Source organism: Hyphomicrobiales bacterium (assembly GCA_017642935.1).
In the GTDB taxonomy this organism is placed as follows: domain Bacteria; phylum Pseudomonadota; class Alphaproteobacteria; order Rhizobiales; family MH13; genus MH13.
Genome location: JAEPOK010000001.1, coordinates 747,881 through 773,166, shown reverse-complemented (window position 1 = coordinate 773,166; position 25,286 = coordinate 747,881). Strand labels below are relative to the sequence as shown.

Annotated in this window: 23 protein-coding genes; 11 read left to right on the top strand and 12 right to left on the bottom strand. The window is 59.4% G+C overall.

Annotation, left to right across the window (positions count from 1 at the left end):
- Positions 1-78: 78 nt before the first annotated feature.
- The 5 genes from JJ917_03645 to JJ917_03625 are packed head-to-tail and all read left to right on the top strand — an operon-like array spanning position 79 to position 5,393.
- Positions 79-843, top strand: a complete 765-nt coding sequence (locus tag JJ917_03645; protein MBO6697904.1) for a hypothetical protein — start codon at positions 79-81, stop codon at positions 841-843.
- Positions 840-2,027, top strand: coding sequence for an SIS domain-containing protein (locus JJ917_03640; GenBank protein ID MBO6697903.1), 1,188 nt, complete (start codon positions 840-842; stop codon positions 2,025-2,027). Before JJ917_03645 ends, JJ917_03640 begins: the two co-directional genes overlap by 4 nt.
- The gene (locus JJ917_03635) at positions 2,020-2,985 is read left to right on the top strand and encodes a carbohydrate kinase family protein (protein MBO6697902.1); all 966 of its coding nucleotides are present in this window, start codon (positions 2,020-2,022) and stop codon (positions 2,983-2,985) included. The genes JJ917_03640 and JJ917_03635 overlap by 8 nt, the downstream gene beginning before the upstream one ends.
- 2 nt (positions 2,986-2,987) lie before the next feature.
- A complete protein-coding gene (locus tag JJ917_03630; protein ID MBO6697901.1) occupies positions 2,988-4,499 on the top strand; it encodes an amidohydrolase family protein in 1,512 nt (503 codons plus the stop codon).
- A gap of 15 nt (positions 4,500-4,514) precedes the next feature.
- The gene (locus tag JJ917_03625) at positions 4,515-5,393 is read left to right on the top strand and encodes a polysaccharide deacetylase family protein (GenBank protein MBO6697900.1); all 879 of its coding nucleotides are present in this window, start codon (positions 4,515-4,517) and stop codon (positions 5,391-5,393) included.
- On the opposite strand, the gene JJ917_03620 is transcribed toward JJ917_03625, so the two are convergent.
- From JJ917_03620 to JJ917_03585, 8 genes are all read right to left on the bottom strand, one after another.
- On the bottom strand, positions 5,390-6,037 hold the full coding sequence (locus JJ917_03620; protein ID MBO6697899.1) for an aspartate/glutamate racemase family protein: 648 nt from the start codon (positions 6,035-6,037) through the stop codon (positions 5,390-5,392). The two genes, JJ917_03625 and JJ917_03620, sit on opposite strands and share 4 nt — an antisense overlap.
- A 7-nt stretch (positions 6,038-6,044) precedes the next feature.
- Positions 6,045-6,941, bottom strand: a complete 897-nt coding sequence (locus JJ917_03615; protein MBO6697898.1) for a polysaccharide deacetylase family protein — start codon at positions 6,939-6,941, stop codon at positions 6,045-6,047.
- Complete coding sequence (locus JJ917_03610; GenBank protein ID MBO6697897.1) at positions 6,941-7,813, bottom strand: ABC transporter permease; 873 nt, start codon at positions 7,811-7,813, stop codon at positions 6,941-6,943. Before JJ917_03610 ends, JJ917_03615 begins: the two co-directional genes overlap by 1 nt.
- Positions 7,810-8,697 carry an ABC transporter permease gene (locus JJ917_03605; GenBank protein MBO6697896.1) on the bottom strand — a complete coding sequence of 296 codons (888 nt, stop codon included), beginning with the start codon at positions 8,695-8,697 and terminating at the stop codon, positions 7,810-7,812. Before JJ917_03605 ends, JJ917_03610 begins: the two co-directional genes overlap by 4 nt.
- The gene (locus JJ917_03600) at positions 8,697-9,716 is read right to left on the bottom strand and encodes an ABC transporter ATP-binding protein (GenBank protein MBO6697895.1); all 1,020 of its coding nucleotides are present in this window, start codon (positions 9,714-9,716) and stop codon (positions 8,697-8,699) included. Before JJ917_03600 ends, JJ917_03605 begins: the two co-directional genes overlap by 1 nt.
- Before the next feature lie 13 nt (positions 9,717-9,729).
- The gene (locus JJ917_03595; protein ID MBO6697894.1) at positions 9,730-10,839 is read right to left on the bottom strand and encodes an SIS domain-containing protein; all 1,110 of its coding nucleotides are present in this window, start codon (positions 10,837-10,839) and stop codon (positions 9,730-9,732) included.
- 32 nt (positions 10,840-10,871) lie between these two features.
- Entirely contained in the window at positions 10,872-11,912 is a 1,041-nt protein-coding gene (locus tag JJ917_03590) for an extracellular solute-binding protein (GenBank protein ID MBO6697893.1), read from the bottom strand.
- A gap of 587 nt (positions 11,913-12,499) precedes the next feature.
- Complete coding sequence (locus JJ917_03585; protein ID MBO6697892.1) at positions 12,500-13,249, bottom strand: FadR family transcriptional regulator; 750 nt, start codon at positions 13,247-13,249, stop codon at positions 12,500-12,502.
- A 290-nt stretch (positions 13,250-13,539) separates the two neighbouring features.
- Between JJ917_03585 and JJ917_03580 the strand changes: the two genes are divergently transcribed.
- From JJ917_03580 to JJ917_03555, 6 genes are all read left to right on the top strand, one after another.
- Positions 13,540-14,523, top strand: coding sequence for a substrate-binding domain-containing protein (locus JJ917_03580; protein MBO6697891.1), 984 nt, complete (start codon positions 13,540-13,542; stop codon positions 14,521-14,523).
- Positions 14,524-14,584: 61 nt separating this feature from the next.
- Positions 14,585-16,480, top strand: coding sequence for a sugar ABC transporter ATP-binding protein (locus tag JJ917_03575; GenBank protein ID MBO6697890.1), 1,896 nt, complete (start codon positions 14,585-14,587; stop codon positions 16,478-16,480).
- A 1-nt stretch (position 16,481) separates the two neighbouring features.
- Entirely contained in the window at positions 16,482-17,459 is a 978-nt protein-coding gene (locus tag JJ917_03570; GenBank protein ID MBO6697889.1) for an ABC transporter permease, read from the top strand.
- Between the two features lie 11 nt (positions 17,460-17,470).
- Positions 17,471-19,408, top strand: coding sequence for a hypothetical protein (locus JJ917_03565; GenBank protein MBO6697888.1), 1,938 nt, complete (start codon positions 17,471-17,473; stop codon positions 19,406-19,408).
- A gap of 3 nt (positions 19,409-19,411) precedes the next feature.
- Complete coding sequence (locus JJ917_03560; GenBank protein ID MBO6697887.1) at positions 19,412-20,392, top strand: SDR family oxidoreductase; 981 nt, start codon at positions 19,412-19,414, stop codon at positions 20,390-20,392.
- 232 nt (positions 20,393-20,624) lie between these two features.
- Positions 20,625-21,482, top strand: coding sequence for an NAD(P)-dependent oxidoreductase (locus JJ917_03555; GenBank protein MBO6697886.1), 858 nt, complete (start codon positions 20,625-20,627; stop codon positions 21,480-21,482).
- Between the two features lie 136 nt (positions 21,483-21,618).
- Here the strand turns inward: JJ917_03555 and JJ917_03550 are convergent, their stop codons facing one another.
- The 4 genes from JJ917_03550 to JJ917_03535 are packed head-to-tail and all read right to left on the bottom strand — an operon-like array spanning position 21,619 to position 25,284.
- Entirely contained in the window at positions 21,619-22,323 is a 705-nt protein-coding gene (locus JJ917_03550) for an alpha/beta fold hydrolase (GenBank protein ID MBO6697885.1), read from the bottom strand.
- On the bottom strand, positions 22,320-23,357 hold the full coding sequence (locus JJ917_03545; protein ID MBO6697884.1) for an ATP-binding cassette domain-containing protein: 1,038 nt from the start codon (positions 23,355-23,357) through the stop codon (positions 22,320-22,322). Before JJ917_03545 ends, JJ917_03550 begins: the two co-directional genes overlap by 4 nt.
- On the bottom strand, positions 23,354-24,391 hold the full coding sequence (locus JJ917_03540; GenBank protein ID MBO6697883.1) for an ABC transporter ATP-binding protein: 1,038 nt from the start codon (positions 24,389-24,391) through the stop codon (positions 23,354-23,356). The genes JJ917_03545 and JJ917_03540 overlap by 4 nt, the downstream gene beginning before the upstream one ends.
- Positions 24,391-25,284, bottom strand: coding sequence for an ABC transporter permease (locus JJ917_03535; GenBank protein ID MBO6697882.1), 894 nt, complete (start codon positions 25,282-25,284; stop codon positions 24,391-24,393). The genes JJ917_03540 and JJ917_03535 overlap by 1 nt, the downstream gene beginning before the upstream one ends.
- Positions 25,285-25,286: the final 2 nt, after the last annotated feature.

The window sequence follows — 25,286 nt, the reverse complement described above, 5'->3', positions numbered from 1 at the left end:
CGATTCAGGTGAAGTTCGAGACTTTGCATTCTTGGATCAGCATCAAGCCTCGGCCAACTATCTGAAAAGTGAGGACAATTGTCTATCCCCCCCGTTATTGCTGCGCTTCAAATCCCAGCTTTCGCCGCCGGTTCCGCGCGCAGCATGGCATGGTATGAAGATTTTTTGCTTTCCAACGCAAAAAGCTTTGTCGAAAACGGCATCAAAGCCATCAAGATACAAGACGAGACGGTCGAGTCCGGTCATGCGAGTGAACGCACAATTGCGCGCATGGCCAGCCTTGGGCAGGCGGTGCAACGAGAATTCGCTGACCTGTGTCTGGGTGTCATCGTTCAAGCTCACGATCCCAAGGCCGCGCTGGCAATCGCCGATGCATGCGGCGCAACCTTCGTCCGACAGAAGATTTTTGCGGCAGCAGCCGTGAACGCCGAAGGTGTGCGTCAGGCGCTTGGCCCAGACGCCATTGCGTACCGCGAGGCCATTGGTCGGCCGGATATACAGATCTATGCCGACGTTCAGGATCGCACGTCCGTGCCGCTGGAGAATGTACCAAGCCAGATGGCGGCCCATTGGACCGAACGCTTGGGCGCCGACGCTCTCGTGATCACAGGAAGCAACTTCGCCGACACCAAGGACCGCATTGCCAAAGCGCGCGCCTATGGCGTGAGGGCACCGATCCTGATCGGCGGCAGTATCACCAAAGACAATGTCCAAGAGGCACTCAGCGTGTGTGACAGCGTGGTCGTCAGCTCATCGCTCGTCCGGTCCGGCGCTGCACGAGACGCTTTCGATCGCTGGGATCCAGCCAGCATTCGCCAATTCATGGAGGAAGCAAACGCATGACCGTTTCTACTGCCCCCGTTTCGCCATTGGTCGGCGAGAGTTCCCCCTTGAATGCCTCGGACCAAGCCTTGATCGCTCGTCTCAACGAGGAAGAATCTGCCCACATTGCTGGTCTGCCATCTGACGATCCGAACGACCCCAGACGTCAACGCCGCGTTGGTTTTACCCTGCCGGAAATCCTTGATCAGCCGGCCTGCATCGAAAACACGGTGAAAGGTCACCGCGAGACCATCCGCACCACAGCCCAGTCCATTGCCAAAGCCGATTTCACGCGCATCGTCATGACCGGTTGTGGCGACTCCTTGGCCGTTCATGAGGCGGTTCGCAGCCTCATGGAAATGATGACCGGCGTACCATGCGAACCGGTGCAGGCCTTGGAACTGGCCTATTATCAAAACCGATTCATCGACGCACAAACCCTGGTGATTGGCCTGAGCTCCAGCGGATGGACGCCCCGGACACTTGAAGGCATGCTGCTGGCCAAGCAGCAAGGCGCAAGCCTGTTGGCGCTGACCAACACCGCTGGATCAGCAATCACCGACATCTCTGATTACACGCTCATGATCGAGGCGCAGCGCAAGGGCTGGCCAACCCAGTCCAGCACGGCCGCGATCGCGCTTCTCGCTCAGCTGGCGCTCGACATCGGCGAGGCCAACGGACTGACCGGCGACCGTATCACACGCTGGCAGCAGGAGTTGGATGCCATGCCCGCCACGGTCTCCAAGGTGCTGGAAGCGATCGGCCCCGACGTTGAGGCGTTGGCCCAGGAACTGTCCGGCGCACCCATGGTGCTTTTCACCGGCGCGGGTCCGTCCAACGCGGCAGCACGCTTTGGCGCCGCAAAGATCAAGGAATGCACTTCCGGACACGCACTTTCGATCCCGTTGGAAGAGTTTCACCACTACACGTCGATCAAGCCAGGCGAACCTCTGTTCATCGTGGCGCCACCGGGACCGCTGCAGTCGCGCGCGCTCGACACGGCGCGGCGAGCCAAGGTTTGGCACGGACGTCCCTTCGGCATAGTGGATGCAAGCAACACGCTTGTTGCCGGTGAATGCGAAAAGAGCTTCGTCATGCCGCCGGTAAGCGAAGAGCTGTCCAGCCTTATCTACAGCCTCCCCGTGCAGGTTCTGGCCGTGCACATGGCCTTGAGGGAGTTCGAAACAGCGAGCGCCAATGACTGATCCTTCGCTGGTCTGCTTCGGTAATTTCACCATTGACGATGTTGTCTTGGCCGACGGCCAGAAGCACGACGGCTGCACGGGTGGTGACGCGCTTTACGCGACGCTGGCAGCGCGCGCTTTCGAGCCAGCCAGTGAGCTGGTGGCACCCATCGGCAATGATATGCCGCCTGACATCCTCGCACGGCTTGAAGAGCTCGGCCTATCCCTCGTCGGAATGCCGAAGCGCGACGTGCCCAACTTGCACAACCGGGTCGACTACAAGGCCGATGGTAGCCGCGAATGGACGCTCTACAGCGACCCAGACCATTTCGACGTGCTTTCCCCCTTCGCCCGCGACATCCCCCCCTCTTTCCTGGGCGCTGATCGCTTTCTTGTATTGGCCATGGCCTTGCCGGCACAAGAAAGTCTGATCGAGGACCTGAGCGGCAGGACGGACGCTCTAGTGGCGCTCGACCCGCAGGAAGACTACATTTTTGGCAACGAAAACCGCCTTGAAGCGATCGTTGCCCAGACCGATATCTTCATGCCCAGCGAAGAAGAAGTGGTGCGCCTAACGGGACTTCGTGACTGGTCGCAGGCCGCCCGGCAGTTCGCACAGCTTGGTCCAAAGCTTGTGATCATCAAGCTCGGTGCCAACGGCGCCTACCTGTATGACAAGGAGCGTGACGCGAGCTTCGAGATACCCGTTTTTGATGGCGGCAAGGTCGTCGATACGACCGGTGCAGGGGACAGTTTTTGCGGGGCCTTCATGGCCATGATGGGTCGCGAGGCACCTGAATACGCGGCTCTTGCCGGCGCTGTCGCTGCATCAGTGACCGTCAGCGGCTATGGCGTCGATCCTCTGCTCACGACACCTTCCAACATTATCGCACAGCGCTACGATGAATGGCGGTCACAGCATGATTTCCGGCTGGAATCCGACGGCGTTCACCGCTTGCGACCAAACGACGGGGCTTGAATGTGACAAAATCCATCGTTCGAGCACGCTGGCTTCTGGAGGGGTTTGATGGGGAAACGCCGATCATTCACGAACAGAGCGCCGTGCTCGTCGTCGATGGTGTGGTTGCCAAGATCGGTGATGCCGATGACTTGGCCGCCGAACAGCCTGATGCCGAACCGATCGGGAGCGGCCAGGATTTGGTCATTCCAGGGCTCATCAACGCCCACCACCATGTTGGCCTGACACCTTTTCAACTGGGCTCAGTCGACCATCCCTTGGAGCTTTGGTTTGCCAGTCGCTTGGGATTGCGGGCTGTCGCGCCCTATCTCGACACGCTGTATTCCGCGTTTGAAATGATCACATCGGGCGTAACAACGGTTCAGCATCTGCACAGCCGCGCACCCGGTGGTCTCGAAGGCCTCCATAAAACGTCGCAAGAGATCCTCTCAGCCTATGACGACATCGGCATGCGGGTGTCATTCTCCATGGCGCTGCGCGACCAGAACCGCCTGGTGTATTTGGATGATGATGCGTTTTTGAATCGCTTGCCTGAGCGCTTGCGACCGCGGCTGGCGGCCTATTTTGAAGCCTATAAGGTGCCGTTCACCGACCAGTTGGCGCTGTACGACGATCTGACATCCATGACAGACGGCAAACCGAAACAGCAAGCCCAATTGGCACCGTCAAACCTCCACTGGCTCAGCGACAACGCGCTTCAAGCGACCGCCGACCTCGCGGAAAAAAGCGGTGCCCATTTGCACGCGCACATCTTGGAGACGCCCTATCAAAAGCAATACGCCGCCAAGCGCACCGGCGGTTCAGCCCTCGCTACGTTTGATGAGATGGGGCTTCTGAGTCCAAAGATGACCATCGGTCACGGTGTTTGGATGAGTGAAGAGGACATTGAACTTTGCGCCGATCGCGGCTGTCATGTCTGCCACAACTGCAGCTCGAACATGCGGCTGAAGAGCGGCAAGGCGCCGGTCAATGCACTTCTCGCGCACGGTATTCCCGTCGCCATCGGTATCGATGAAGCAGGCATCAACGACGACCGCGACATGCTGTCCGAAATGCGCCTTGTCATGCGCGCGCACCGCGATCCAGGCCTTGCTTCCCCTGCCCCAAGCGCGGCCGATGTGCTGAAAATGGCGACCACCCACGGAGCCAGCACGACGCCCTTTGGAACGTCCATCGGTCATTTGGGCGTCGGAGCGCAGGCCGATTTGGTCATGTTCGATTGGAAAACTGTCACCTGGCCCCATCAAGACCTTGATCCAGGGCCAGTCGACATCTTGCTCCACCGCGCCAAGACGAACGCGGTGAAGCGCGTGATGATTGCCGGTGATATCGTGTATGCAAATGGTGCCTTCACCCATATCGATAAAGACGCAGTCCTCTCAGAGATTGCAGAGCGTCTTGCCGAACCGCTTACCGATGACGAAGTGGCGATGAAAAAGCTCGCCCGCGACATGCTTCCCCATGTGCGGGCCTTCTATGAAGAGCACTACACCCACGACCCCGCACAGTTCTGACGACGCCATGCTTTCATGACCCAAGATTTTTACGGCTACGGTCCGAACCCACCCGACATCACTTGGCCCAATGGCGCTCGGGTCGCCGTGTCATTCGTGGTCAACGTGGAAGAAGGGGCACAGCTTTCGCGAAGCGCCGGCGATGAGCGCAATGAAAGTGTCTATGAGGCGCGTGAGGAAGTGGTTGGCGCGCCGGATCCATGCATGGACAGCCACTACGCCTATGGGCCCCGCAAGGGGTATTGGCGCATCGCGCGAGCACTGGAAAAGCAAGGCGTTTCGGCAACGTTTTCAACCTGCGGGCGCGCCGCCGAAGCCTGCCCCTGGCTGATCAAGGATGCGGCTCAACGCGGCCATGAGGTGGCCTGTCATGGCTGGCGTTGGGAAACCCATGCGCACATGGATCATGAGTCCGAGCGCGAGGTTATAGGACGGACCCATGCAACGCTGGAACGTATCGCAGGCATCGCGCCCGTCGGCTGGCACACGCGCTCGGCCTCAACGCCGAACACCCGCGACCTTCTGCGCGAACATGGTGGATTTCTGTACGATTCCGACGCCTATGACGATGATCTTCCGGTGATCCTGGACGACCAAAAGGGACGGCACGTCATCCTGCCCTACGCCTTCGACACCAACGATATGCGTTTCCAACCCGGCGGTGGGTTCATCCATGCCGAAGATTTTTCCCGCTACTGCCTGGCCGCTTACGACCGACTGCTGGCCGAAGAAACACCCTCTGTGCTTTCGATCGGACTGCATCTGCGCATTCTCGGGCGCCCCGCGCGCATTGTGGCACTCGACCAGATACTTGATGGCATCAAAGCACGCGGCGACGCTTGGATAGCCACGCGTCGGCAAATCGCAGAGCATTGGTTGGAAACTACAGGCTAACCCGCGCTTTCGATCCGCGCTTCGGCTAGGCAAACCGCGCTGACAATCGGCTCGATGATCGGCACATCGAAGTGCGGTTTCAAAACGCGCGCGGCCTTCGCCAATGGCCCGCCGCCTATCACCACTGCCTGTGCGCCATCGCCAATGCACTGATCAATCGTCTTGGCGAGGGCCGCAACCAGACGGTCTGTGTCGGCCATAACCACGAATGGGTCACCGTCAGTGAACCGCACCGAGAGGCATTCCGTCTCCAACCTCAATTGGGCGGCACGCTCCTTGATGCGCGGACCAAGCGCTGGTGTCGTTGTCGCCACGCTAAACGATCGCCCATTTTGGCTGGCTTCAAGCAAGCTGGCTTCGGCGATGCCAACCACCGGCACAGACAATCGGGCGCGTAGGCTATCGATGCCCGGATCACCAAAGGCTGCAACGATGACGGCGCTGTACACGCCATCGATTGGCGTTTGAGACACTGCTTCGGCGGCCTGATCCAAGGCTTCAGGCGTTGTGATGATCGGCGGCACACCGGTCATGGTCACGCCGTGAATCGTGCTGGTCTTGGCTGCCTCGCCTGCAATCTCCACCATTGCGCTAGTGGTCTGCGCACTGCTGTTCGGATTGATGAGCAGGATTGAGCGTGGCATCGCCAACTTAGGAACGGGCCGCCAGAAACGCGCGCGCGATATCCTCACGCGTCGCGATCCAAATGCGGTCTTCGTTGCGCTTGAGCAGTTTCAAAATGTTCCAGACCGCCTGAAACCGGGCCGGCCTCCCACAAATCCGCAAATGAAAGCCGATATTGAGCAAACGACTCTTGCCCGCGTCGGCTTCTCGCAAGAGCGTAGCCAGTGCGTCCTCGACATAATCCTCCATGTCCCGCGAGCGCACGAACCCGTTGGGGTGGAAGAACTTCATATCGTTGCTGTCCAAGGCGTAGGGAACAATCAGCAAGTCTGGGTGATCAGGGTCTGTGTACGGCAGATCATCGTCAAAAGCGTTGGATGTGTAGAGAAAGCCACGTTCGGCAAGGAGGCCGCGCGTCCAAACGCTTTCGCTGCCACGGCAAAAGAAGCCGGTCGGCTTGCGTCCCGTTGCGGCCTGGATTGCCGCAATAGCACGGTCAAGATCTGCACCTTCGTCTTCCGATGTTTCGTAGTCGGTCTGCGGTCGCCATCGCCAACCATGGCATGCTGCCTCATGACCTTGGTCCGTTATCTGTCTAGCCAACTCCGGCGCGCGCTCCACCGCCTGCCCGCAACAGAAGAAGGTCGCTGGAAACTCATAGTGCGACAAGGCATCCATGAACCGCCAGAAGCCAGCACGCATGCCATAGGCAAAGATTTGCTCCTGGCCCATGTCGCGCGTGCCCGGCGCGACCACGCTCATCACCTCACCCATGGGCTCCGAAACAGGGTCGCCGTCGCCAACCTGCCACTCGGCACCCTCCTCGAAGTTCACGACGACGGAGACAGCCAAACGAGACCCGTTTGGCCAGAGGATATCGGGCGTCACCCGGCCATAGCCGATGAGGTCGCGGGAGGCGTCCATCACTGCTTGGCCAAGCGCTCAAGCCCCATGGTGCGCGACAAGACGATCATGATGAGGAACGCCAACAAGATTTCCAGGCTCGACAGCGCCGCCACCATCGGACTGCTGTCGAACTGGACGAGATTGTAAAGCTCCACTGCGAGGGGACGCGAACGCGGGGACGATGTGAAAAGCGCCACGGTGAGATTATCGAAGGACTCGATGAACACAAAAGCCGCAGCGGCAGCGATCGAGCCGGTCAACTGCCGCACCGTGATGCTGGTGAACGTGCGAAACTTGGTGGCTCCCATGGACAAGGAGGCTTCTTCAAGCGCCGGATCCAACTGGGCCAGGCGTGCCATCACGATGCGCACGGCAAACGGCATGCAAAACACCGTCAGGCCAAGAACAAGCATCAGATTGGATTGCCGAAATGCGATAAACGCGCCGAAGAACAGCAGCGCGACACCAATCACCATGCCAGGGATCATCTGCGGCGCCACGATCAAAGCCGAGGCGAAGGCCTTGCCGGGATAGCGCCCTCGTACAAGCGAATAGGCTGCCGGAATGGCAAAACCCAAAGCTATCGCGGTCGCCGCCCCAGCCACCTGGAGGCTAGTGATCGCCGAGTCGATGATCTGTTGGCGGCCAAACAGATCGGCATACCAGTGAAGCGTGAACCCCTGAGGCGGGAACGTGATGTAACGCGTCTCGGTAAAGGAGATCGCGATCACGATCAGGCTCGGCAAGACCAGCAAAAGCAGGGCAAAGACGGCCAAGGTCACCATCACCGCTGTTCCAAGATGATCAAGCCAGCGCGAGCCTCCCGCTTGGGGCAGCGAACGTGCCGACGGTGCAGTGTCCGTTGGGGATGTTGACTCGACAACGCTCATGACTTGGCGGGCTCCATCCATTTCATGAGGCGGTTGCCGACCACGCCAATCAGCATGATGAAGACGAAACAGCTGCCGAGCAGCAGCAACGCCAGCATCGCGCCCTTGCTCCAATCCAGGATCACCACGATGGACTCGTACACCTGCACCGCCAGCGTCGTGTAGGCGCCACCACCAAGCAGCTGGGGAATGATGAAATTGGTGTAAGAGAGCGCAAAGACGATTGTCAGGCCTGCCACGATGCCCGGGACGCTCATCGGCAGCACCACGCGGAAAAAAGTCTGAATGCGGCTCGCGCCCATGCCCAGCGACGCCGCTTCCAAATTGCGGTCACGCATGGCGAGCACAGTGATCAGCGGCAAGATCATGAACGGCAGGTGGACCTGCGTCATGCCGACGATCACTGCAAAATCGGTGTTCAGCATGCGAATGGGCCGGGTGATGATCCCTAGCTCGATAAGCGCTGAATTGATGACACCGCGACGCCCGCCGAGGATAACCAACCAAGCGTAGGTGCGCACGATCGCGCTGGTTAAAAGCGGCGCGATGGTCAGGATGAGAATGAGCATCTGCATCCGGCGACCAACCAGCGTGTAGACGTAGGCAACCGGGTAAGCCAGCAATAGGCAGACAACGGTGGAGATGACCCCGACATAGAAGGACTTCCACCAAACCCGCCAAAACAGATCATCCTGCAGCGTTTCGGTGAGATATTGGAACGTGAAGCCGGTGCCCATCACCTGGCCACGTTCGATGGTGGTGAAGCCGAACGAGAAGAGCACCAACATCGGCGCGATGAAAAAAATCGTCAGGAAAACAAAGGCTGGCACAGCTGGCCAAACCCCTTTCCCCTCTTTGAACCGTTCAAGTGCGGTCGCGATCATCACAGGGTGCCAAGCACGGGTTTGCAGCCATCCTTGTCGCGCACCGACACATAGACCGGGTCGCCAACGTCGAGCTGAATATGGTCATGGCGGTCGATGAGCGCGCGCACGGACGGTCCACCATCAAGCGCAATTTCATAGGCCATGTCTGGGCCAGTCAGCCGGACAAAATCGACGCGGCCAGACACTGAACCCGGCACCGCCTGTGGCGTCAGGCTGAAATTTTCCGGTCGGACCACGATGCTTTGCGCGTCCCTCGCCCAGCCTTGATCGTCGGCAACAAACTTATCAGCTGCTTGCCGTGGCAACACATTGGCCGCGCCAATGAAGTCAGCCACAAACGCAGTGGTCGGATTGTCATAGATCGTCTGTGGGCTAGCAAACTGCTCGATGCGCCCTTCGGACATCACCGCGATCCGGTCGCTGATGGTCAGCGCCTCATCCTGGTCGTGCGTCACACAGACGGCCGTCAGCCCGACCCGCTTCACGATCTTGCGTAGCTCAATCTGCATGGCGCCACGAAGTTTGGCATCAAGCGCGTTGAAGGCTTCGTCCATCAACAGCACTTTAGGGTGGAGAACCAGCGCACGCGCCAGGGCCACGCGCTGTTGCTGTCCGCCCGACAGTGACTTTGGAAACCGGTCACCAAACCCGGTTAGCGAAACCATGTCCAAAGCTTCAGCAACGCTGCTTTCCATGGTTTTGCGGTCCGCGCGGCGCACCGAAAGGCCGTATCCAACGTTTTCCGCCACCGTCATGTGCGGAAACAAGGCGTAGTTTTGAAAGACAAAGCCCACGTCGCGCCGATTGGGCGGCAGGGCGGTTACATCCTCGCCAGCCAGCGTCACGCGGCCCTGCTGCGGCGTCTCAAAACCGGCGATACAACGCAGCAGCGTAGTCTTTCCGCAGCCTGAGGCACCAAGCAACGTCACGACCTCACCAGCATCGATCGCCAGCGAACAATCGCGCAGCACATGGTTGGCCCCGAAATGCTTGTTGAGGGCTGAAACCTCAATCATCAACTCAATCCCCTCAAACAGCCGTGGCCGGATCACCCGCCACGGCATGAAGCGACCGCCGGGTCAAAAGACGGCTGGTCTTGAACCGCGTCGTATCGTTCTTCAAATGCATGCGGCGATTGGGGTCGAAGCCAGCCGCAACGGCCCAATGATAGGCCAAGAGCTGCAACGCGCCAGATGCCAGCGTCGCGTCATCCACGTTTGGATCATCGCGCCAAGTCAACTGCCAACGCGCGGTATCGACACCAAGGCTGGCCGGCCCGATTGCTGCCGTATCGACCTCCATGGCGCGCAGCGCATCAGCCGATTCCTTAGCGATGTTGGCCACGAACGCGCTTGTCGGTAGCATGACGGCCACCTCTCCTCTGGCCATGGTCCAGTACTGGCGATGGGCAAACTCTTCGATGTCATCGGACCAGACCGGCGTTGCTGAGAGTTCGACGATTTTGGCCGCACCATAGTCCGCGATTGCCGCGCCGCGACGTCCACAGGAGAGATACCGCAGACCAGGCGCGCCATCGGCCTTTTGAGCTGCAATCTCTTCGGCGATCGATGCGGTTTCTGCCAAAAGAGCTTCCAGCGCATCTGCGGTGGCAATCATCTGCTGCTCAATGCTGCTCACCGACTGGCCGTCAGCTAATGCAGAAAAGGCAGCCAACACGGTGCGCGTCGCGGTGAAGCTGGACGTCCCGCACAAGAAAGGTGCGACATCATCAATCTGAAGCGAAAAATTCGGCAAGCCGAGCTCGGCGAGACGCCCGCCGGCGCTGTTGGTGAGACTAACCGCCTTGCCCCCTTGCTCGATGGCCAGCGCAGCCGCTTCGACGGTCCGATCGACATTGCCGGACATGGAAATGGCAATCAGCCGATCATTAGGCGTGATCAACGGGCCCTGATCACCCGCGATTTCCAGCCCACTGGCTGCCAGTAGGCCCGGCTCGCTAGCGCGAGTGGTCACGCTGCGCGCCGCAAACCAACCGTCACCGCTACCAAAGGCGATCAGGCGCGACGCATCGCTCAGATGCTCGCGCCAGAAAGCTTCGATCTCGCCCAAACGTGACGCCAGCCCTCGAAGAAGCGAGGGCTGGCGCAAAATGTCGTCGAGCATGGGTCGTTCAGACACCCGTGCCTCCGTGGTGCAGGTAACGGGAACGCTCAGACAGCGAACTCACGGTCAAAACGCTCCACCAACTGCGGACGAACGGCCACGATGGCATCCCAGTTGACCGTCTGTAGGTTTGCAACCTCTTCCGGCGTCGACGGCGTGTAAGGCCGAGCGGCCTCTGGCACCGAAACGCCCTGCACGGTGACACCGAAGAAATAGGGCGAGTCGGCGGCCATCTCCTGGTATTCCGTGCTGATAACGCCATCCATGAAGCGATGCGCCATTTCCGGAACACGGGTGCCGGTGATTTCCGACATCATGGACAGGATCGCGACAGGACCTGGGTCCGGCTTGACGAACTTGATTGGCAAGCCGCGTTCGGCGGCAACGGCGGCATCATTGTTCCAAAGTGGCGTCACGCCAATCTCTCCACGCTCCAGCATCTGCGCGAGAATACGCGGGCTGCGACCGGCGATGGGGTTCAGCTCTTTGAGCTTCTCCCAACCCGGCTCGAGGTTTTCTTCCGAGCCGCCAAAGATCTTCGAAACGACCGCCAGCGTACCAAGGCCAAGGTTAGAGGACGTACGGCAGAGACCAACCATGCCGGCATATTCCTCGTTCCAAAGGTCAGCCCAGCTGGTTGGTGGTGTCTCGACCATCTCTTCATTGTAAGCAATACCGATCAAGGAGAATGTGGCCGGAACACCAAAGCCGTTGGTCTTCTCCCAGAATTCCGGAACGACATTGTCGTAGTTATCAATCGTCGACGGGTCGAGCTGCTGAATGTAGCCATCACGCTGGGCAATCAGATGCGGCGGCTCGCCGTTCGGCATCACGTCATAGGGGCTGAATCCCTGCGCCGCCTTGATCTGCGCGACGATGTCTTGGGACTCACTGGGAACCAAGCGCACGGTCAGTCCAGGAAATTCTTGTTGCAAGCGATCACCTAGCCAGCGGTGCGGCTCCTGCAAAGCACCGCCATAGCTGATGACGATCAGCTCTTGCGATTGGGCGCGAACAATGTTCGGCATCGATAGTGCGGCACCGGCTCCAAGAAGCGTTTTGCCGAAGGCTCGTCTGCTCAATTTCATGAATCATTCTCCCTGTGTGCCATGCAAGCCCCTCGACCTGCGATTGCGACCGGGCTCATCGCCACTGCCTTGAACATCCGATGACACCGCCGAACATCAAGGACTGTCTCCTATGAAATCTACGCCCCCAAGACGCGGGGCCGATGATCCAGCGAGACAGGAAACCCGTCCGCAAAACCACTCCCCATACTTTCACCTTATATCGAAAAAAAAGAAAGCACAATTTTCGTGCACCTGCTGCCACAAGCTTGATCGCAGCCCACCACCGACTGGTTGGAACGGAACCGCAAACCGCTGCCGCGCGAAAGGATCATGCGCAATTTCGCACTTCTACGCTTTCGTTTTGCCTCCATGAAAGGAGTTGGCTGCCGCTGTTGTGACCAACCAAGATTTTTGCAGCCTTATCGCTTATGCAGAAACGCAAATGCGTCGATCAGTTTTCTTTCGAAGAAATCCAAATAGAAAGAATAAAAAAGAGTATAAGCAAACTGCAACGCGCCATACGCAGCGCTCAGGCTGTGCACTTTGTAGCGACGGTTGATCGATGACATGGCTGGCGCAGGGATGGCGCCTCCAGGCGCCCTTCTTCAGATGGAGTGCGCCTCTTTGGCCAAAGGTTTGCCGTCCAAAAAAGCGCGTGTGGTGACATAGATGCGCATGGCATGCTCCGCCACTTTGCTTTCAGCAAGATCAGGGTCACCGGCCTCCAAGGCTGCCAGAATGGCGCGATGATCTGACAGGCTTTCGGCAATTGAGCCAGGCTCGGCGACAATGCGGCGTCGGTGATCGAGAAGATGGTTGTAGAGCGACATCGCCAAATCAAAGAACACATCATTGTCCGCGGCCCGATAGAGCGCGGCATGAAACTCCCGATCACAAAGAAGAAAACGCACAGGGTCATCCCCGCATTCTTCCTGTGCGGAAATCGACGCCCGGAGCGTTGCTAGCCCCTCCTTGCCGATGCGCCGGGCTGCATCCGCAGCGATGCGGCGTTCCACCAGAAGCCGTGCCTCGTGCACGCTTTCCAGATCGTAAGGGCCATCAAAACCCGCTGCCGCTGGACCTCGAACAAACGAGCGGGTGTCAGCGGTCGCAACTGTTGTTCGCGCGCCGTGCGCAACCCGCAAAATGCCGTGCGAGGCAAGAATGCCAATTGCGCCACGCACCGTCTCGCGACTGACAGACAATGAGGCCGCTAGCTCGCGTTCGCCGGGAAGTTCGTCGCCCACCGCAAGCACACCGGAGGACACCAATGCGGCAAGTTTCTCCGCAATTGTCTCACGAACCGAACGACGCGAGACATCGCCCATAAGGGCTTTGGTTTGCTCAAGCGGCATCCGTTTGGCTGGTTCCATGGTGTCGTTTGTCCTCAATTGTAGACGCAAAAGGCAGATAGCAGGTCCGTGTTCTCGAATACAGCGCCGGCATCGAAGGCACTGTTAAAGAAGCCGCAAGCGCGACAACGGCCAAAGCTCAGCCCTCTGTTGACAGTGAATTCCCAATGGTACAGTGTCCAGACCAGTAGTCCAAATAAGACGTCAAAGAACGTTCTACAAAATTGGGCCGCCTTGCCAACCGGCGGTGGTCTGAACAGCCGAAACGGCATTTCCATGGGAGGAAACCAAACATGATCAACCGCAGAACTTTCGGAAAAACGCTAACGGCAGCGGTCGCGACCAGCATGCTCGCCTTTGCTGCGCCAGCACAGGCGCAGAACAATGGCGAACTGGTCTATATGACGCCAGGCCTTGATCTGGCGTTTTGGCGTTATGTCTCCGAGGGCGTGCGCTCGGTTGCCGAGGAAAATGGCTACGGATTCTCCGCGCTTGATTCCACCAACGACCCGCAAACACAGCTTCAAAATGCACAAGACGCCATCGCGCGTGGCGTGGCGGGCATCATCCTGTCGCCCACAGATAGCTCCACCGCACCGGCCGTGCTGCAACTGGCCCAGGATGCGGACATTCCGGTGGTGATTGCCGACATCGGCACGGACTCAGGCGAATTCGTTTCGGTCATCGGATCAAACAATTACGAAGGCGCCAACGGCGTTGGTCAGGCCCTTGCAGCTGCCATGCAAAGCGCTGGCACTGCTGATGCCAGCGTTGGTATCATCGGCATCAGCCAGGCCCGCTTGAACGGCCAAGCACGCACCCAAGGCTTCTTGGATGCGATGGCCGAAGGCGGCGTGACCGGCGATGCGGGATTGCAGCAAATGCAGGCCTACACAGCCGATGAAACCTTTCGGTTCACCCAGGATATGATCACCGCCAACCCGGATCTGGGCGGTATGTTCGTACAAACCGATGGTCCAACGCTTGGCGCTCTGCGTGCCATCAGGGCCGCGCGGATGACCGGCGATGTGCTGGTTGCAGCGTTTGATGGCATCCCTGAGTTTGTGCCGTTGCTTCAGTCAGGCGACCTGGTCGTCTCCGGCATGCAGCAGCCTTACCTGATGGGTGTGCGTTCTGCTGAAGCGATGCTGGAGCATCTGGGCGGTGGTACGCCAGACAAGGAAATCACTGTTCCGATTTTGATCGTGACGTCGGACAACATCGATGAGATGTTGCCAACGATCACCGAAACGGTTTTCGCGAACGAAATCGAATAGACTGGGTCGGTTCTGCTGGGGAGAGGCGCGTCCTCCCCCCGGCAGGATCGGTCCTTCTGCCATGGTAAAAATCCAGTCGTCACATGACATCGCGGCGCGTGCTGAGCCGTTGCTCACCGCCCGTGGCGTTTCCAAACATTTTGGCCAAACCCATGCCCTAGTCGATGCGGCCCTGACGCTTCGTCCTGGCGAGGTCACGGGGCTGCTGGGCGCCAATGGCGCTGGCAAATCCACCCTTTCGCGGATTGTCTCCGGCCATATTCAGCCAACAGGTGGCGACTTGAGCTTTGACGGCGCTCCACTGGCGCTGTCTTCAACGCGCGATGCTTTGCGACAGGGCATTGCCCTGGTTGCTCAAGAAACCTCGCTGGCGCCTGACCTCTCTGTCCTGGAAAACGTGTTTCTACCCGATCTGGCGAACCCTGGTCGGCTTTCTTTTCGCGCCATGCGCGCCCGTGCCACCGATCTGCTGGCCGACCTCGGCCACGAACATGCCCTGCCCCTGGATGCGGAGGTACGCACCCTGTCGGCAGCGCAACGCCAGCTGGTGGAAATCGCCAAGGCCCTCGCCTTGGAGGCACGACTGGTCATCTTCGATGAACCCACCGCTTCGCTGTCGGCAACCGAAGTCGACAGATTGTTTGATATTGTCGATCGCTTGCGCGCCGGTGGCCGTGCGCTTGCCTTTGTCTCACACCGTCTGGAAGAAGTTTTTGCCATCACCGACCGCGTGACCATTTTGCGCGAAGGCCAAGCGGTCTGTGAGGATGTAGCAACTTCGAGCCTGACCCAGGGCGACATCATCCAGCACATGGTGGGCCGCGATCTCGGTGCCATCTACACAAAACGAGATGTCGCACCAGACGCCGCTGGCGACACCGTTTTTGAAGTGCGTGGCCTGAGAGCAACCCCTTGGGTGCGCGACATGAGCTTTTCCGTGCGCGCCGGCGAAATCATGGGCCTAGGTGGCCTTGTTGGCGCGGGGCGCTCCGAAGCCATGGAAGCAATCTGGGGCCTGCGCAATCGGCAGGCCGGCGAGATTTTGGTGCACGGTAAGCCGGTAAATCTACGCAAACCCGCTGACGCCGTGCGTGGGGGCATTGGCTTTGTGCCCGAAGACCGCCGCGCGCAAAACATCGTGCCGGACCTTTCAGTGCGCGAGAATTTGCTGATCGCCCAAATGGGGCAACATCGCGGTTTCTTGCGAGGCTATGGCCGCAAAACAGAGGAAACCGCAGCGCTGCTCGCTGACCTTGGCCTGCCCGCAGATCGGCTCGACACGAGCCTTTTGAACTATTCCGGCGGTATGCAGCAAAAGATCATCATTGCCCGTTGGCTGCTCACGGCACCAGAGATTTTGATCCTGGATGAACCGACCAAAGGCGTGGACATCGGCACACGTTCATCGATCTATCGCCTCTTGCAAGACGCCGCCGACAAAGGGCTGGCGGTCATCGTGATTTCCTCAGACTTCGAAGAGCTGCTTGGTCTTGCCGAACGCATCGTAGTGGTGTCCGACGGCGTGACCATCGCTGACCTACCGGCAGAGCTGCTCACCGAAGAGAAGCTGACGCTGCTTGCGGCGCCACGCACATCGACAGAGCGCAACCAGGCCGTGCTGAGCGATATCTCAGCGGCGCACGGTGGCGATGCGTTTTGGATCCTGCTCGACCAGGAAGAGACAATTTGCCTTGCGCAATCTGGTGAACAGCTCTCGGGTTTGGTGCCCGGTCAAGCTGCCCTCGCGCACCAGACCCAGATTCCAAACGCCATTGGCACGCTAGGATCCGACTTCGTTGCCGAAGACGCTGGCCATCGCACCTTGCTTACCCAAATGACCGACCGACGAGGCCATGATCTTGGTTGGATCGGTCTGACGCTGCCCGCCGACGCCACCTTGCCAGAACCTGGTGACGTGCGGGCTCGCGTCCATAACCTTACCCATCTGGAGACCTGAAATGGCGGAACGCACAAGCGCAGCGAATGGCTCAGCGCTCGCAGCAAAGGTTTTTCGCAGCCTGGAATTCAGGATGCTCTGCCTCGCGCTACTTCTGGCGGTGGTTTTGTCGTTTGCGTCGCCCTTCTTCCTGACCGAACGCAACATATTCAACATCCTTGATCAGTCGGTTGTCATCGGCATCGTAGCCGTGGGTATGACATTTGTGATCCTCACTGGCGGCATTGATCTGTCGGTTGGGGCGGTGTTTGCTCTGACGGGCATCATTCTCGCTCAAGCGCTGCAAATCATGCCAATCCCCATGGCCATACCGCTGGCCATTCTCTCTGGGGCAGGCATTGGCCTGTTTTCCGGCATTTTGATTGCCGTGTTTGGCCTGGCACCGTTTGTGGTGACGCTTGGCGTGATGGCCATCGGACGAAGCCTGTCCTTCATCTTCTCTGGGCAACGCAGCATTTCCGGCCTGCCGCCAGAACTGGACTCCATCGTCTATTCAACCTTCTTGGGCATCCCCGCCAACGTCCTCTTCCTCATCGGGCTCTACCTTCTGGCCTGGGGGTATCTCACCTACACAAAGGGTGGGCGCACGATCTACGCCATCGGATCGAACCATGAAGCAGCGCGCGCTGCCGGGCTTTCCACCATGTTCTATTCGATCCTGCCCTATGTGATTTCAGGCGCCTTGGCTGCCGTCGCTGTCACGTTCAGCCTGGCACAAATCATGTCCGCGGACCCGCTTGCCGGCAACCAGCTGGAGCTGGATGCCATCGCAGCCGTCGTGATCGGTGGCGCGAGCCTTTATGGCGGGCGCGGATCGATCATCGGCACGCTTTTGGGCGTGCTCATCATGGTCATGATCCGCAACGGCCTGAATCTGATGGGCGTATCGCCCTTCTGGCAGGGCACGGCCATCGGCTCCATCATTATTATCGCGCTTTTGGCAGAACGCCTCATCAACTGGCGCTCTGCGCGCGCCTAGAGGGAAACATGATGCAAAACCCATCTCGCGCCATTGCGCTCTACGGCACCGAGGAAGATGTACCTGCACCCCGCATCCTACGCGCTGGCAAGCTTTCCGCCGAGCTGGAAGCAGGCAATCTGCGCTACATTCGCTGGGATGGCGAAGAGGTGCTGCGCGCCGTCTCGTTCATCGTCCGCGACCGCGATTGGGGCACCTATGCGCCTGAGATTTCCAACCTCACCGTTGAGGAAAGCGCTGAGAGTTTCAAAGTCTCTCTGAACGCCGTTGCCCAGGGCCAAGGCGAGAGCTTCGCCTATGACGCAGAGATCAAGGGCCGCACGGACGGCACGCTGATCTTCCATGGCCGTGGCACCACCCCAACCGGCTTTGAAACCAACCGCACGGGTTTTGTGATCCTACACCCCATCGACGGTGTTGCCGGTGCTCCCGTCACCATCGAGCACACCGATGGCCGCGTCGTGGAAGACCATTTTCCAAAAATCATCGATCCGGTCCAACCCATGATGGATCTGCGCGCCCTCTCCCACCACACACCAGGTGGATTGGCGGTGAAGGTTCTAATGGAGGGCGACACCTATGAGATGGAGGACCAGCGAAACTGGACCGATGCCTCCTACAAAACCTATGTGCGCCCACTTGCACGCCCATGGCCGTACCAGATCGCGCCTGGCGAGGTCGTGGATCAAACAATCACCGTCTCCATCAATGGAGAGAGTGGTGAAGAGGCTGAGACCGGAGCCGTGAACCTGGTTCCAGGGGCAACCGTCGGCGCTATGCCACCTCTCGGTATTGGCCTGCGACCAGAAAACACCGCTACAGCGGCGGCCGCGACCGATGCGCTAAAGGCTCTTGGGTCCCATTACATGGTGCTGCATCACGATCCGCGCGCCGGTCACGACCAAGCATCGCTGCAAGCCATGGTGGATGTGGCCCATGCCATCGGAGCCGAGCCGTGGCTTGAAGCCGTGATTGAAAACACCAGCGACGAAGGTGCCCACGACGAAATCGTGGCACTGGGCCAGATCGCAGCAAACTTGGGCAACCCGTTTGCCACGGTTCTTGTCTCCCCAGCACCTGATCTGAAATGCACACTGCCGGGCTCGGTCTGGCCAGACGCACCGGATGCGCGCGCGCTCTATGATGCAACCCGCAGTGCCTTCCCGCACGCGCGTATTGGCGGTGGTATGTTCAGCTACTTCACTGAGCTCAACCGCAAGCGGCCACCATCCGATGTTTTGGACCTCGTTTCATTCACAACCTCGCCCATGGTCCATGCAGGCGATGATCGCTCGGTGATGGAAAGCCGCGAGGCCCATGGTGCAATCGCAGCATCCGTGACGGGCATTGCAGACGGCACGCCTTGGGCGGTCGGACCCTCAGCCATCGGCATCCGCGACAATCCCTACGGCGCGTCCGCCAAAGACAATCCGGACAACATCCGGCAGGCGATGAATCGCAACGATCCGCGGCAGCGCGGCCTGATGGGGGCTGCTTGGACCCTTGGCTACATTGCAGACTTCGCAGAAGGTGGCGCATCGGCCATCGCCATGGGCGGCGCCACCGGTCCCTTCGGCGTTCTCTCTGCGCCTGGTGATGATCCCGATCCATGGTTTGAGGGCAATGGCGGTCTCTATCCGGTGTTCCATGTCCTTCGGGGCCTCACACGCCTGAACGGTATGCAGAGGCTTGCGCTCGATCTTCCAGCCTCCGGACCTGTTGCGGCCATTGCGACTCAGACCGAAGACGGTATCGAGATCTGGGTCGCCAACACGAGGCCTGAGAAAGCGGAGATCACACTGCCAGCAGCCGCACAGATCGCCGTGTTGGACGCAAGCAATTTCGCAGCGGCAGCCGAGAATCCCAACCATTTTGACGCGCTTGCCGACCATCAGGGCGCCCTTGCTCTGGACGGCTTTGCCATCGCTCGCATCCTCCTGAAAGGCTGATCCATGCACGTTGCAATCATAGGCGCTGCGGGCATGATTGGCCGCAAACTGGCTGAACGGATCGCCGACACAGGCAAGATTGGTGCTACATTAGTCGACGCCTTGACGCTGATCGATGTTCACGCGCCCGACGTAGCGAAGCATTTTGCGGGCACTCGAACGGCCTTGGCCGCAGACCTCTCCAACCCAAAAACTGTAGCGGGGCTAGTCGCCCAAAAACCTGACGTCATTGTGCATCTGGCGGCGATCGTTTCCAGCGAAGCTGAGGCCGACCTCGAGAAGGGTTACCGGGTCAATCTGGATGGCACCCGCGCACTGTTCGAAGCGCTGCGCCACGCCGAAGGCTACACGCCACGGCTCATCTACGCCTCCTCACTTGCCGTTTTTGGCGCCCCCTTCCCCGTCCGCATCCCCGATGATTTTCAGCTCACGCCTCAGTCGAGCTACGGCACGCAAAAGGCGATGGGCGAACTTCTGCTCGACGACTATTCACGGCGTGGCTTTCTGGACGGCGTGGGCATCAGATTCCCCACCATTTGCATCCGGCCAGGCAAGCCCAACAAAGCCGCGTCCAGTTTCTATTCCAGCATTTTGCGCGAACCGCTGAACGGACAGACAGCGATCTTGCCCGTCAGCGAGGATGTGCGCCACTGGTTCGCGAGCCCTCGCGCTGCGGTTGGCTTCATTGAGCATGGCGCCGCATTGGATACTGCCCAGCTTGGTCCACGTAGAAGCATGACGATGCCTGGCGTATCAGCCACCGTTGCTGATCAGATCGAAGCTCTGCGGGTGGTCGCCGGGGACAAAGCTGTCGCGCTCATCCGCCGCGAACACGACCCAGCAATCGCCAGCATCGTTGAAAGCTGGCCGCGTGATTTTGACACCGCCCGCGCGAACCAATTGGGCTTTCGCGCAGAAACATCCTTTCGCGAGATTATCGAGGTCTATCTGGAAGATGAGATGGCCGATAGCCGCGTGCACTAGTCTGCAAAGCGAGCTGGCGCACTTATCCACTCCCGCGCGTTTGCTTCCTTGACGTCGATAAAGGCGCGTATCCGGTCGACGCCGATCTCAGGCCCGCTGGCACACCTTTTCTTTCAGCGCGAACAATAAAATGAGCATCCGTTCAATGCGTCACCTCACAGGCTGAGCGGCCTTGCAACCAGACGCACATCTGTCAGCCTAGAAGAGTCTTTGAACGCGGCAGGAGTACACAATGAGGATCGCATTTTTGGGGACAGGCTTGATGGGACTGCCAATGGCTCGGCGCTTGATAGCAGCCGGACATGAGCTAACCATCTGGAACCGCTCGCCCGATCGTGCCGCCCCCCTAGGAGATATTGCCAAAGTTTGCGCTTCTCCGTCCGAAGCCGCAACGGACGCCGAGTTGGTGATCGCCATGCTTCTGGATGGACCAGCCGTGCGATCGGTGTTGCTCGACCAAGGCGTGCTTGACGCCATGCCATCGGGTGGTCTGGTGATCGACATGGGATCGGTCGATCCAGCGACCGATCGCGCATTGGCCGATGCGGCCAAGGTTCGCGGCCTCGATTATCTCGATGCGCCGGTTTCGGGCGGCGTTGTTGGCGCAGAGGCCGGAACCTTGTCGATATTCGTCGGTGGAACGGAAGCGGCAGTGCGCCGCGCCGCGCCCGTCTTAGAGGTTCTCGGACGGCCAAAACATCTTGGCCCGTCAGGCGCTGGGCAGATCGCCAAGCTGGCCAATCAGGTGATCGTTGCCACCACCATTGGCGCCGTCGCTGAAGGCTTTCGTTTGGCACAGGCCGGTGGCTGCGACTTGGCCGCCCTACGCGAGGCGCTGATGGGCGGCTTTGCCGATAGCCGTATTCTGGAGCTGCATGGCGCGCGCATGGTGGCGTCCGATTACGCCCCTGGCGGTCGGTCGGCCACGCAACTGAAAGACCTCGACAATGCCGCAGCCCAAGCCGAAGCAACCGACCTTGATTTGCCCCTGACTCAGGCCACGCGTGATGCGTTTCGCGATTTGGTCGACCATCATGATGGTGCCGAATTGGACCACGCAGCCTACTTCCACTGGCTCACGGTTCGGTAAAGCCGGACTGCGTTGGCTTAGCTATGCACGTTAGCCTCGTCAAAACGGAGCGGCAGCCTAACGGACCTCGCCGGTTAGGCGTTAATCAAAGGTTTTGCCTGTCCACTGTTGATCCGACATGGCTTTTCGCAAACGCTCATTTGCCCTGCGCTATCACAGCGTCGATTAGCTGGTTCACCTGCGTTGGCTTCTCAAGCGGTACGCTGTGGCCACTTGCCGGTATCTCGTGAAACGTTGATCCAGCTATGGTGTTGTGAATGATACGGGCTTCTTCAGGCGGCGTTGTCGTGTCGGCGTCGCCGACGATGACCACGGTGGGACAGGTTATCAATGCCAGCCGGTCGGTCGCGTCTTCACGGGCGATGATGGCCTTTTGCTGTTTCTCATAGGCTTCAAGACCAATTTCCACCGCAGCATCGGTCATTGCACGAAATGGCGGAGTGTCTAGCAGCGAAGCGTCAACACAGTTCAACGCCTGATTGGCGCGATTGAGAAACCCGATTCCTTTGCGGCGTGCCACCTCGATCTGCCGGTGGCGATTGCGAGTGCTCTGTGCGGAATCCGCACGCGCCGATGTGGCGATCAAAGCCAGGCTGAGTAGCCGGTCAGCAATCTCCGGCAGCAATTGAAAGGCCACGTATCCGCCCATCGACCAAGCCACCAGATGAAACCGCTCCGGCAGTTGCGGCAGAATGATACGGGCCATCCCAGCCAGACTGTCCTGGTTATGAAAGCCTTCTGCGACGATGACGGGATGGCGATTTTGGAAGTGTGCAATTTGATACACCCAGGAACGGTGATCCGACTGCAGGCCCGGAAGGAAGACAATCGGGTCAATCACAGCGCGTTGCTGCCAACGTGTTCTATGTCATCGTCGCGGACCCCGATGAGACCGGGCGATGCGAAATCTTCAGCGAAATGACAGGCAACCTGTTGTGCCTCACCGAAGAGACGCAAAGCTGGAACATCTTGCCCGCATCTGGGTTGGGCATAGTGACAGCGGGTGCGGAAATGACACCCTGATGGCGGAGAAAGAGGGCTTGGCAGTTCGCCTGTGACATCGGCTTTTTCGCCGCGCCGGTCTGGCGTTGGTGTCGGGATCGCCGCCAGCAACGTCTGTGTGTACGGGTGTTTGGGAGACTTGAAGACCTCATGAACCGGTCCGGTCTCCACAATCCTGCCCAGATACATGACTGCCACCCTGTCGGCCACGTGGGCAACGACAGACAGATCATGGGAAACGAAGACCAGCGTCAGCCCCATACTTTTCTGCAAGCGCATGATAAGATTGAGAATTTGCGCCTGAATGGAAACATCCAGCGCAGAAACGGGCTCATCGGCGACGATAAGATCAGGCTCCAGCGCGATCGCACGGGCCAGACCCACCCGTTGGCACTGACCGCCAGAAAGCTCGTGGGGGAAGCGGTCAAGATGGTAGCTACTCAAACCCACCTGCCCGGCCAGTTCCTCGACACGAGCGTTGATGTCCGCCTTGGATCCATAGCGGTAATTGACCAGCGCTTCGGCAAGGCTTGCGCGCACCCGCATGCGCGGGTTGAGGGAGGCATAGGGATCCTGAAAGACCATCTGAAAGCGGCGGCGCTGCGCCTTCAACTCGGTCTTGCTTAGCGTTGCCATGTCGACACCATCAAGTGTGATGGTACCGCTGCTTGGTTCCTCAAGCCGCATGATCAAACGGGCAAGCGATGATTTTCCGCAGCCGCTTTCACCGACCAGGCCCAGCGTTTCGCCTTTGGCCATGGTGACCGACACTTGGTCGACGGCCTGCACAACCTTCTGCGGGCGGCCAAGCCGTCGCTGCCCAACCGGATAGTTTTTTGAAACGTCAGACAGGCAGAGGAACGGTGAACTCATGACCACCGCACCACAATGGGGTGGCCGCGAACACCGGAGAATACCTCTGCATGGCGCACGCATGCGGTACGGTGATCGGCACTGATGGCGTGCGGAGGTGGGAGCGGTTCTTTGCACTCAGGGCCGGCAAAGCCACAGCGATCAAAATAGCTGCATCCAATGCTCGGCTTGTCCAGACGCGGTACGCTGCCGGGGACTTCAGCCAGCATAGTTCGGTGACCTGTGTGTCCACCTGGCAGAGACTGCAGCAACCCAGCCGTGTAGCCATGCGACGGCCGGCGAAACACCGAGCCCGTTGGCCCTTCTTCGACAATCCGGCCTGCATACATCACCATCATTCGGTCGGCGCAACCGGCCACCACACCCAAATCATGGGTGATGAGAATGATGCTCATGCCTAGCTCATCTTTCAGCTCGTTGATGAGGTCTAGGATTTGCGCCTGGACGGTTACGTCGAGCGACGTGGTCGGCTCATCAGCGATCAAAAGCTCCGGGTTGCAGGAAAGCGCGATCGCAATCATAACCCGCTGCCGCATGCCGCCAGAAAGCTCATGGGGGTAGGCATCCAGCCGGTTCTTGGCATCGGGTATCTTCACCAAATCAAGCAGCTCAAGAGCCCGGACCCGCGCGTTCCGTTGGCTCAGACCAAGATGGCGTCGAAGGGGCTCAGCGATCTGCATACCGATGGTGTGAACCGGGTTGAGGGAGGTCATGGGGTCTTGAAAAATCATACCGATGCGAGCGCCACGCACCCGGCGCATAGCTCGTTCGCCGCAACCCAAAAGCTCCTCACCGCCTAGGCTAATCGATCGACCACTAAGCTCTGCCCCCTCGGGTGGCAGCAGACCAAGGATCGCCATGACGGTGACACTTTTGCCGCAACCCGACTCGCCAACAAGGCTCAGAATTTCGCCGGGATGCACGTCAAACGAGATACGGTCGAGTGCCTGCAAGACGGACCCATGGGCATGAAACCGCAAGCTGAGTTCGCGCACGCTCAAGACAGGCGTTGCCGTCTGTGCGACTGCATCCATCACAGCGCACCACGCTTCATCTTGCGCGGGTCAAGTGCATCGCTCAACCGGTCGCCGAGCAGGTTGACAGCCAAGACCAACAACGAAAGCAATAGCCCCGGATAGAGCATAAGCTCCGGGTGAATGCGGAAATGGCGGCGCGCATCGGCCATCATGCCGCCCCAGCTGGGCACTTCCGGCGAGGTGCCGACGCCCAGAAAACTCAAGACAGCAGAGGTGATGATGGCGGAGGCACACACATAGGTCGCCTGAACCATAACCGGCCCCATCGTGTTGGGCAGTATGTGGCGCCAGACCATAGCTAGGCCCGATGTCCCGATGGATCGCGCCGCCATCACATAGGGTTGTTCGCGCACGCTCAGCACAACCGAGCGCACCAGCCGCACCATGCGCGGTATCTCTGGCACAGTGATCGCAAAGATCACGGTCGTGAGACCAGCGTCGAAAAGTGCCGCCAAAGCGATCGCCAGCAGAATGGCCGGGATTGCCATCATGGCATCGTTGAGCCGCATGATAATCGCGCCGCCAATCGTCGATAGACCGGCATAGATGCCAATCGCGACGCCGATGATGCTAGTAAGTGCGGCAACCGCAAAACCAACGGTCAGCGAGGCTTGCGTGCCATAGACGGCGCGGGCGAACACGTCGCGCCCCAGATGATCGCGGCCGAGCAGCGCCGTCTCGTCCGGCCCAGCGAGCCGACCGGCAGGAAAGATTTGCAGCGGATCATCAGCGATCAGCGGCGCGAAGACGGCGGTCAACAACAGTGCCAGCAGGATCAAGCTGCAAATGAGCGCGGCTGGATCCTTGAAAAAGGTCAGCGTCTGTTGCTGCCAACTGAGATGCGCCGGTCGGTCGTTGACGGCAACTGAGGACGGTTCGGCCAGGCTCATTG

Excerpts from the sequence above, each read along its gene's own strand:
- JJ917_03640 (MBO6697903.1), top strand. The coding sequence starts at position 840 with ATGACCGTTTCTACTGCCCCCGTTTCGCCATTGGTCGGCGAGAGTTCC.
- JJ917_03635 (MBO6697902.1), top strand. The coding sequence starts at position 2,020 with ATGACTGATCCTTCGCTGGTCTGCTTCGGTAATTTCACCATTGACGAT.
- JJ917_03625 (MBO6697900.1), top strand. The coding sequence starts at position 4,515 with ATGACCCAAGATTTTTACGGCTACGGTCCGAACCCACCCGACATCACT.
- JJ917_03620 (MBO6697899.1), bottom strand. The coding sequence starts at position 6,037 with ATGCCACGCTCAATCCTGCTCATCAATCCGAACAGCAGTGCGCAGACC.
- JJ917_03615 (MBO6697898.1), bottom strand. The coding sequence starts at position 6,941 with ATGGACGCCTCCCGCGACCTCATCGGCTATGGCCGGGTGACGCCCGAT.
- JJ917_03610 (MBO6697897.1), bottom strand. The coding sequence starts at position 7,813 with ATGAGCGTTGTCGAGTCAACATCCCCAACGGACACTGCACCGTCGGCA.
- JJ917_03605 (MBO6697896.1), bottom strand. The coding sequence starts at position 8,697 with ATGATCGCGACCGCACTTGAACGGTTCAAAGAGGGGAAAGGGGTTTGG.
- JJ917_03600 (MBO6697895.1), bottom strand. The coding sequence starts at position 9,716 with ATGATTGAGGTTTCAGCCCTCAACAAGCATTTCGGGGCCAACCATGTG.
- JJ917_03590 (MBO6697893.1), bottom strand. The coding sequence starts at position 11,912 with ATGAAATTGAGCAGACGAGCCTTCGGCAAAACGCTTCTTGGAGCCGGT.
- JJ917_03585 (MBO6697892.1), bottom strand. The coding sequence starts at position 13,249 with ATGCCGCTTGAGCAAACCAAAGCCCTTATGGGCGATGTCTCGCGTCGT.
- JJ917_03580 (MBO6697891.1), top strand. The coding sequence starts at position 13,540 with ATGATCAACCGCAGAACTTTCGGAAAAACGCTAACGGCAGCGGTCGCG.
- JJ917_03575 (MBO6697890.1), top strand. The coding sequence starts at position 14,585 with ATGGTAAAAATCCAGTCGTCACATGACATCGCGGCGCGTGCTGAGCCG.
- JJ917_03570 (MBO6697889.1), top strand. The coding sequence starts at position 16,482 with ATGGCGGAACGCACAAGCGCAGCGAATGGCTCAGCGCTCGCAGCAAAG.
- JJ917_03565 (MBO6697888.1), top strand. The coding sequence starts at position 17,471 with ATGCAAAACCCATCTCGCGCCATTGCGCTCTACGGCACCGAGGAAGAT.
- JJ917_03560 (MBO6697887.1), top strand. The coding sequence starts at position 19,412 with ATGCACGTTGCAATCATAGGCGCTGCGGGCATGATTGGCCGCAAACTG.
- JJ917_03555 (MBO6697886.1), top strand. The coding sequence starts at position 20,625 with ATGAGGATCGCATTTTTGGGGACAGGCTTGATGGGACTGCCAATGGCT.
- JJ917_03545 (MBO6697884.1), bottom strand. The coding sequence starts at position 23,357 with ATGAGTTCACCGTTCCTCTGCCTGTCTGACGTTTCAAAAAACTATCCG.
- JJ917_03540 (MBO6697883.1), bottom strand. The coding sequence starts at position 24,391 with ATGGATGCAGTCGCACAGACGGCAACGCCTGTCTTGAGCGTGCGCGAA.
- JJ917_03535 (MBO6697882.1), bottom strand. The coding sequence starts at position 25,284 with ATGAGCCTGGCCGAACCGTCCTCAGTTGCCGTCAACGACCGACCGGCG.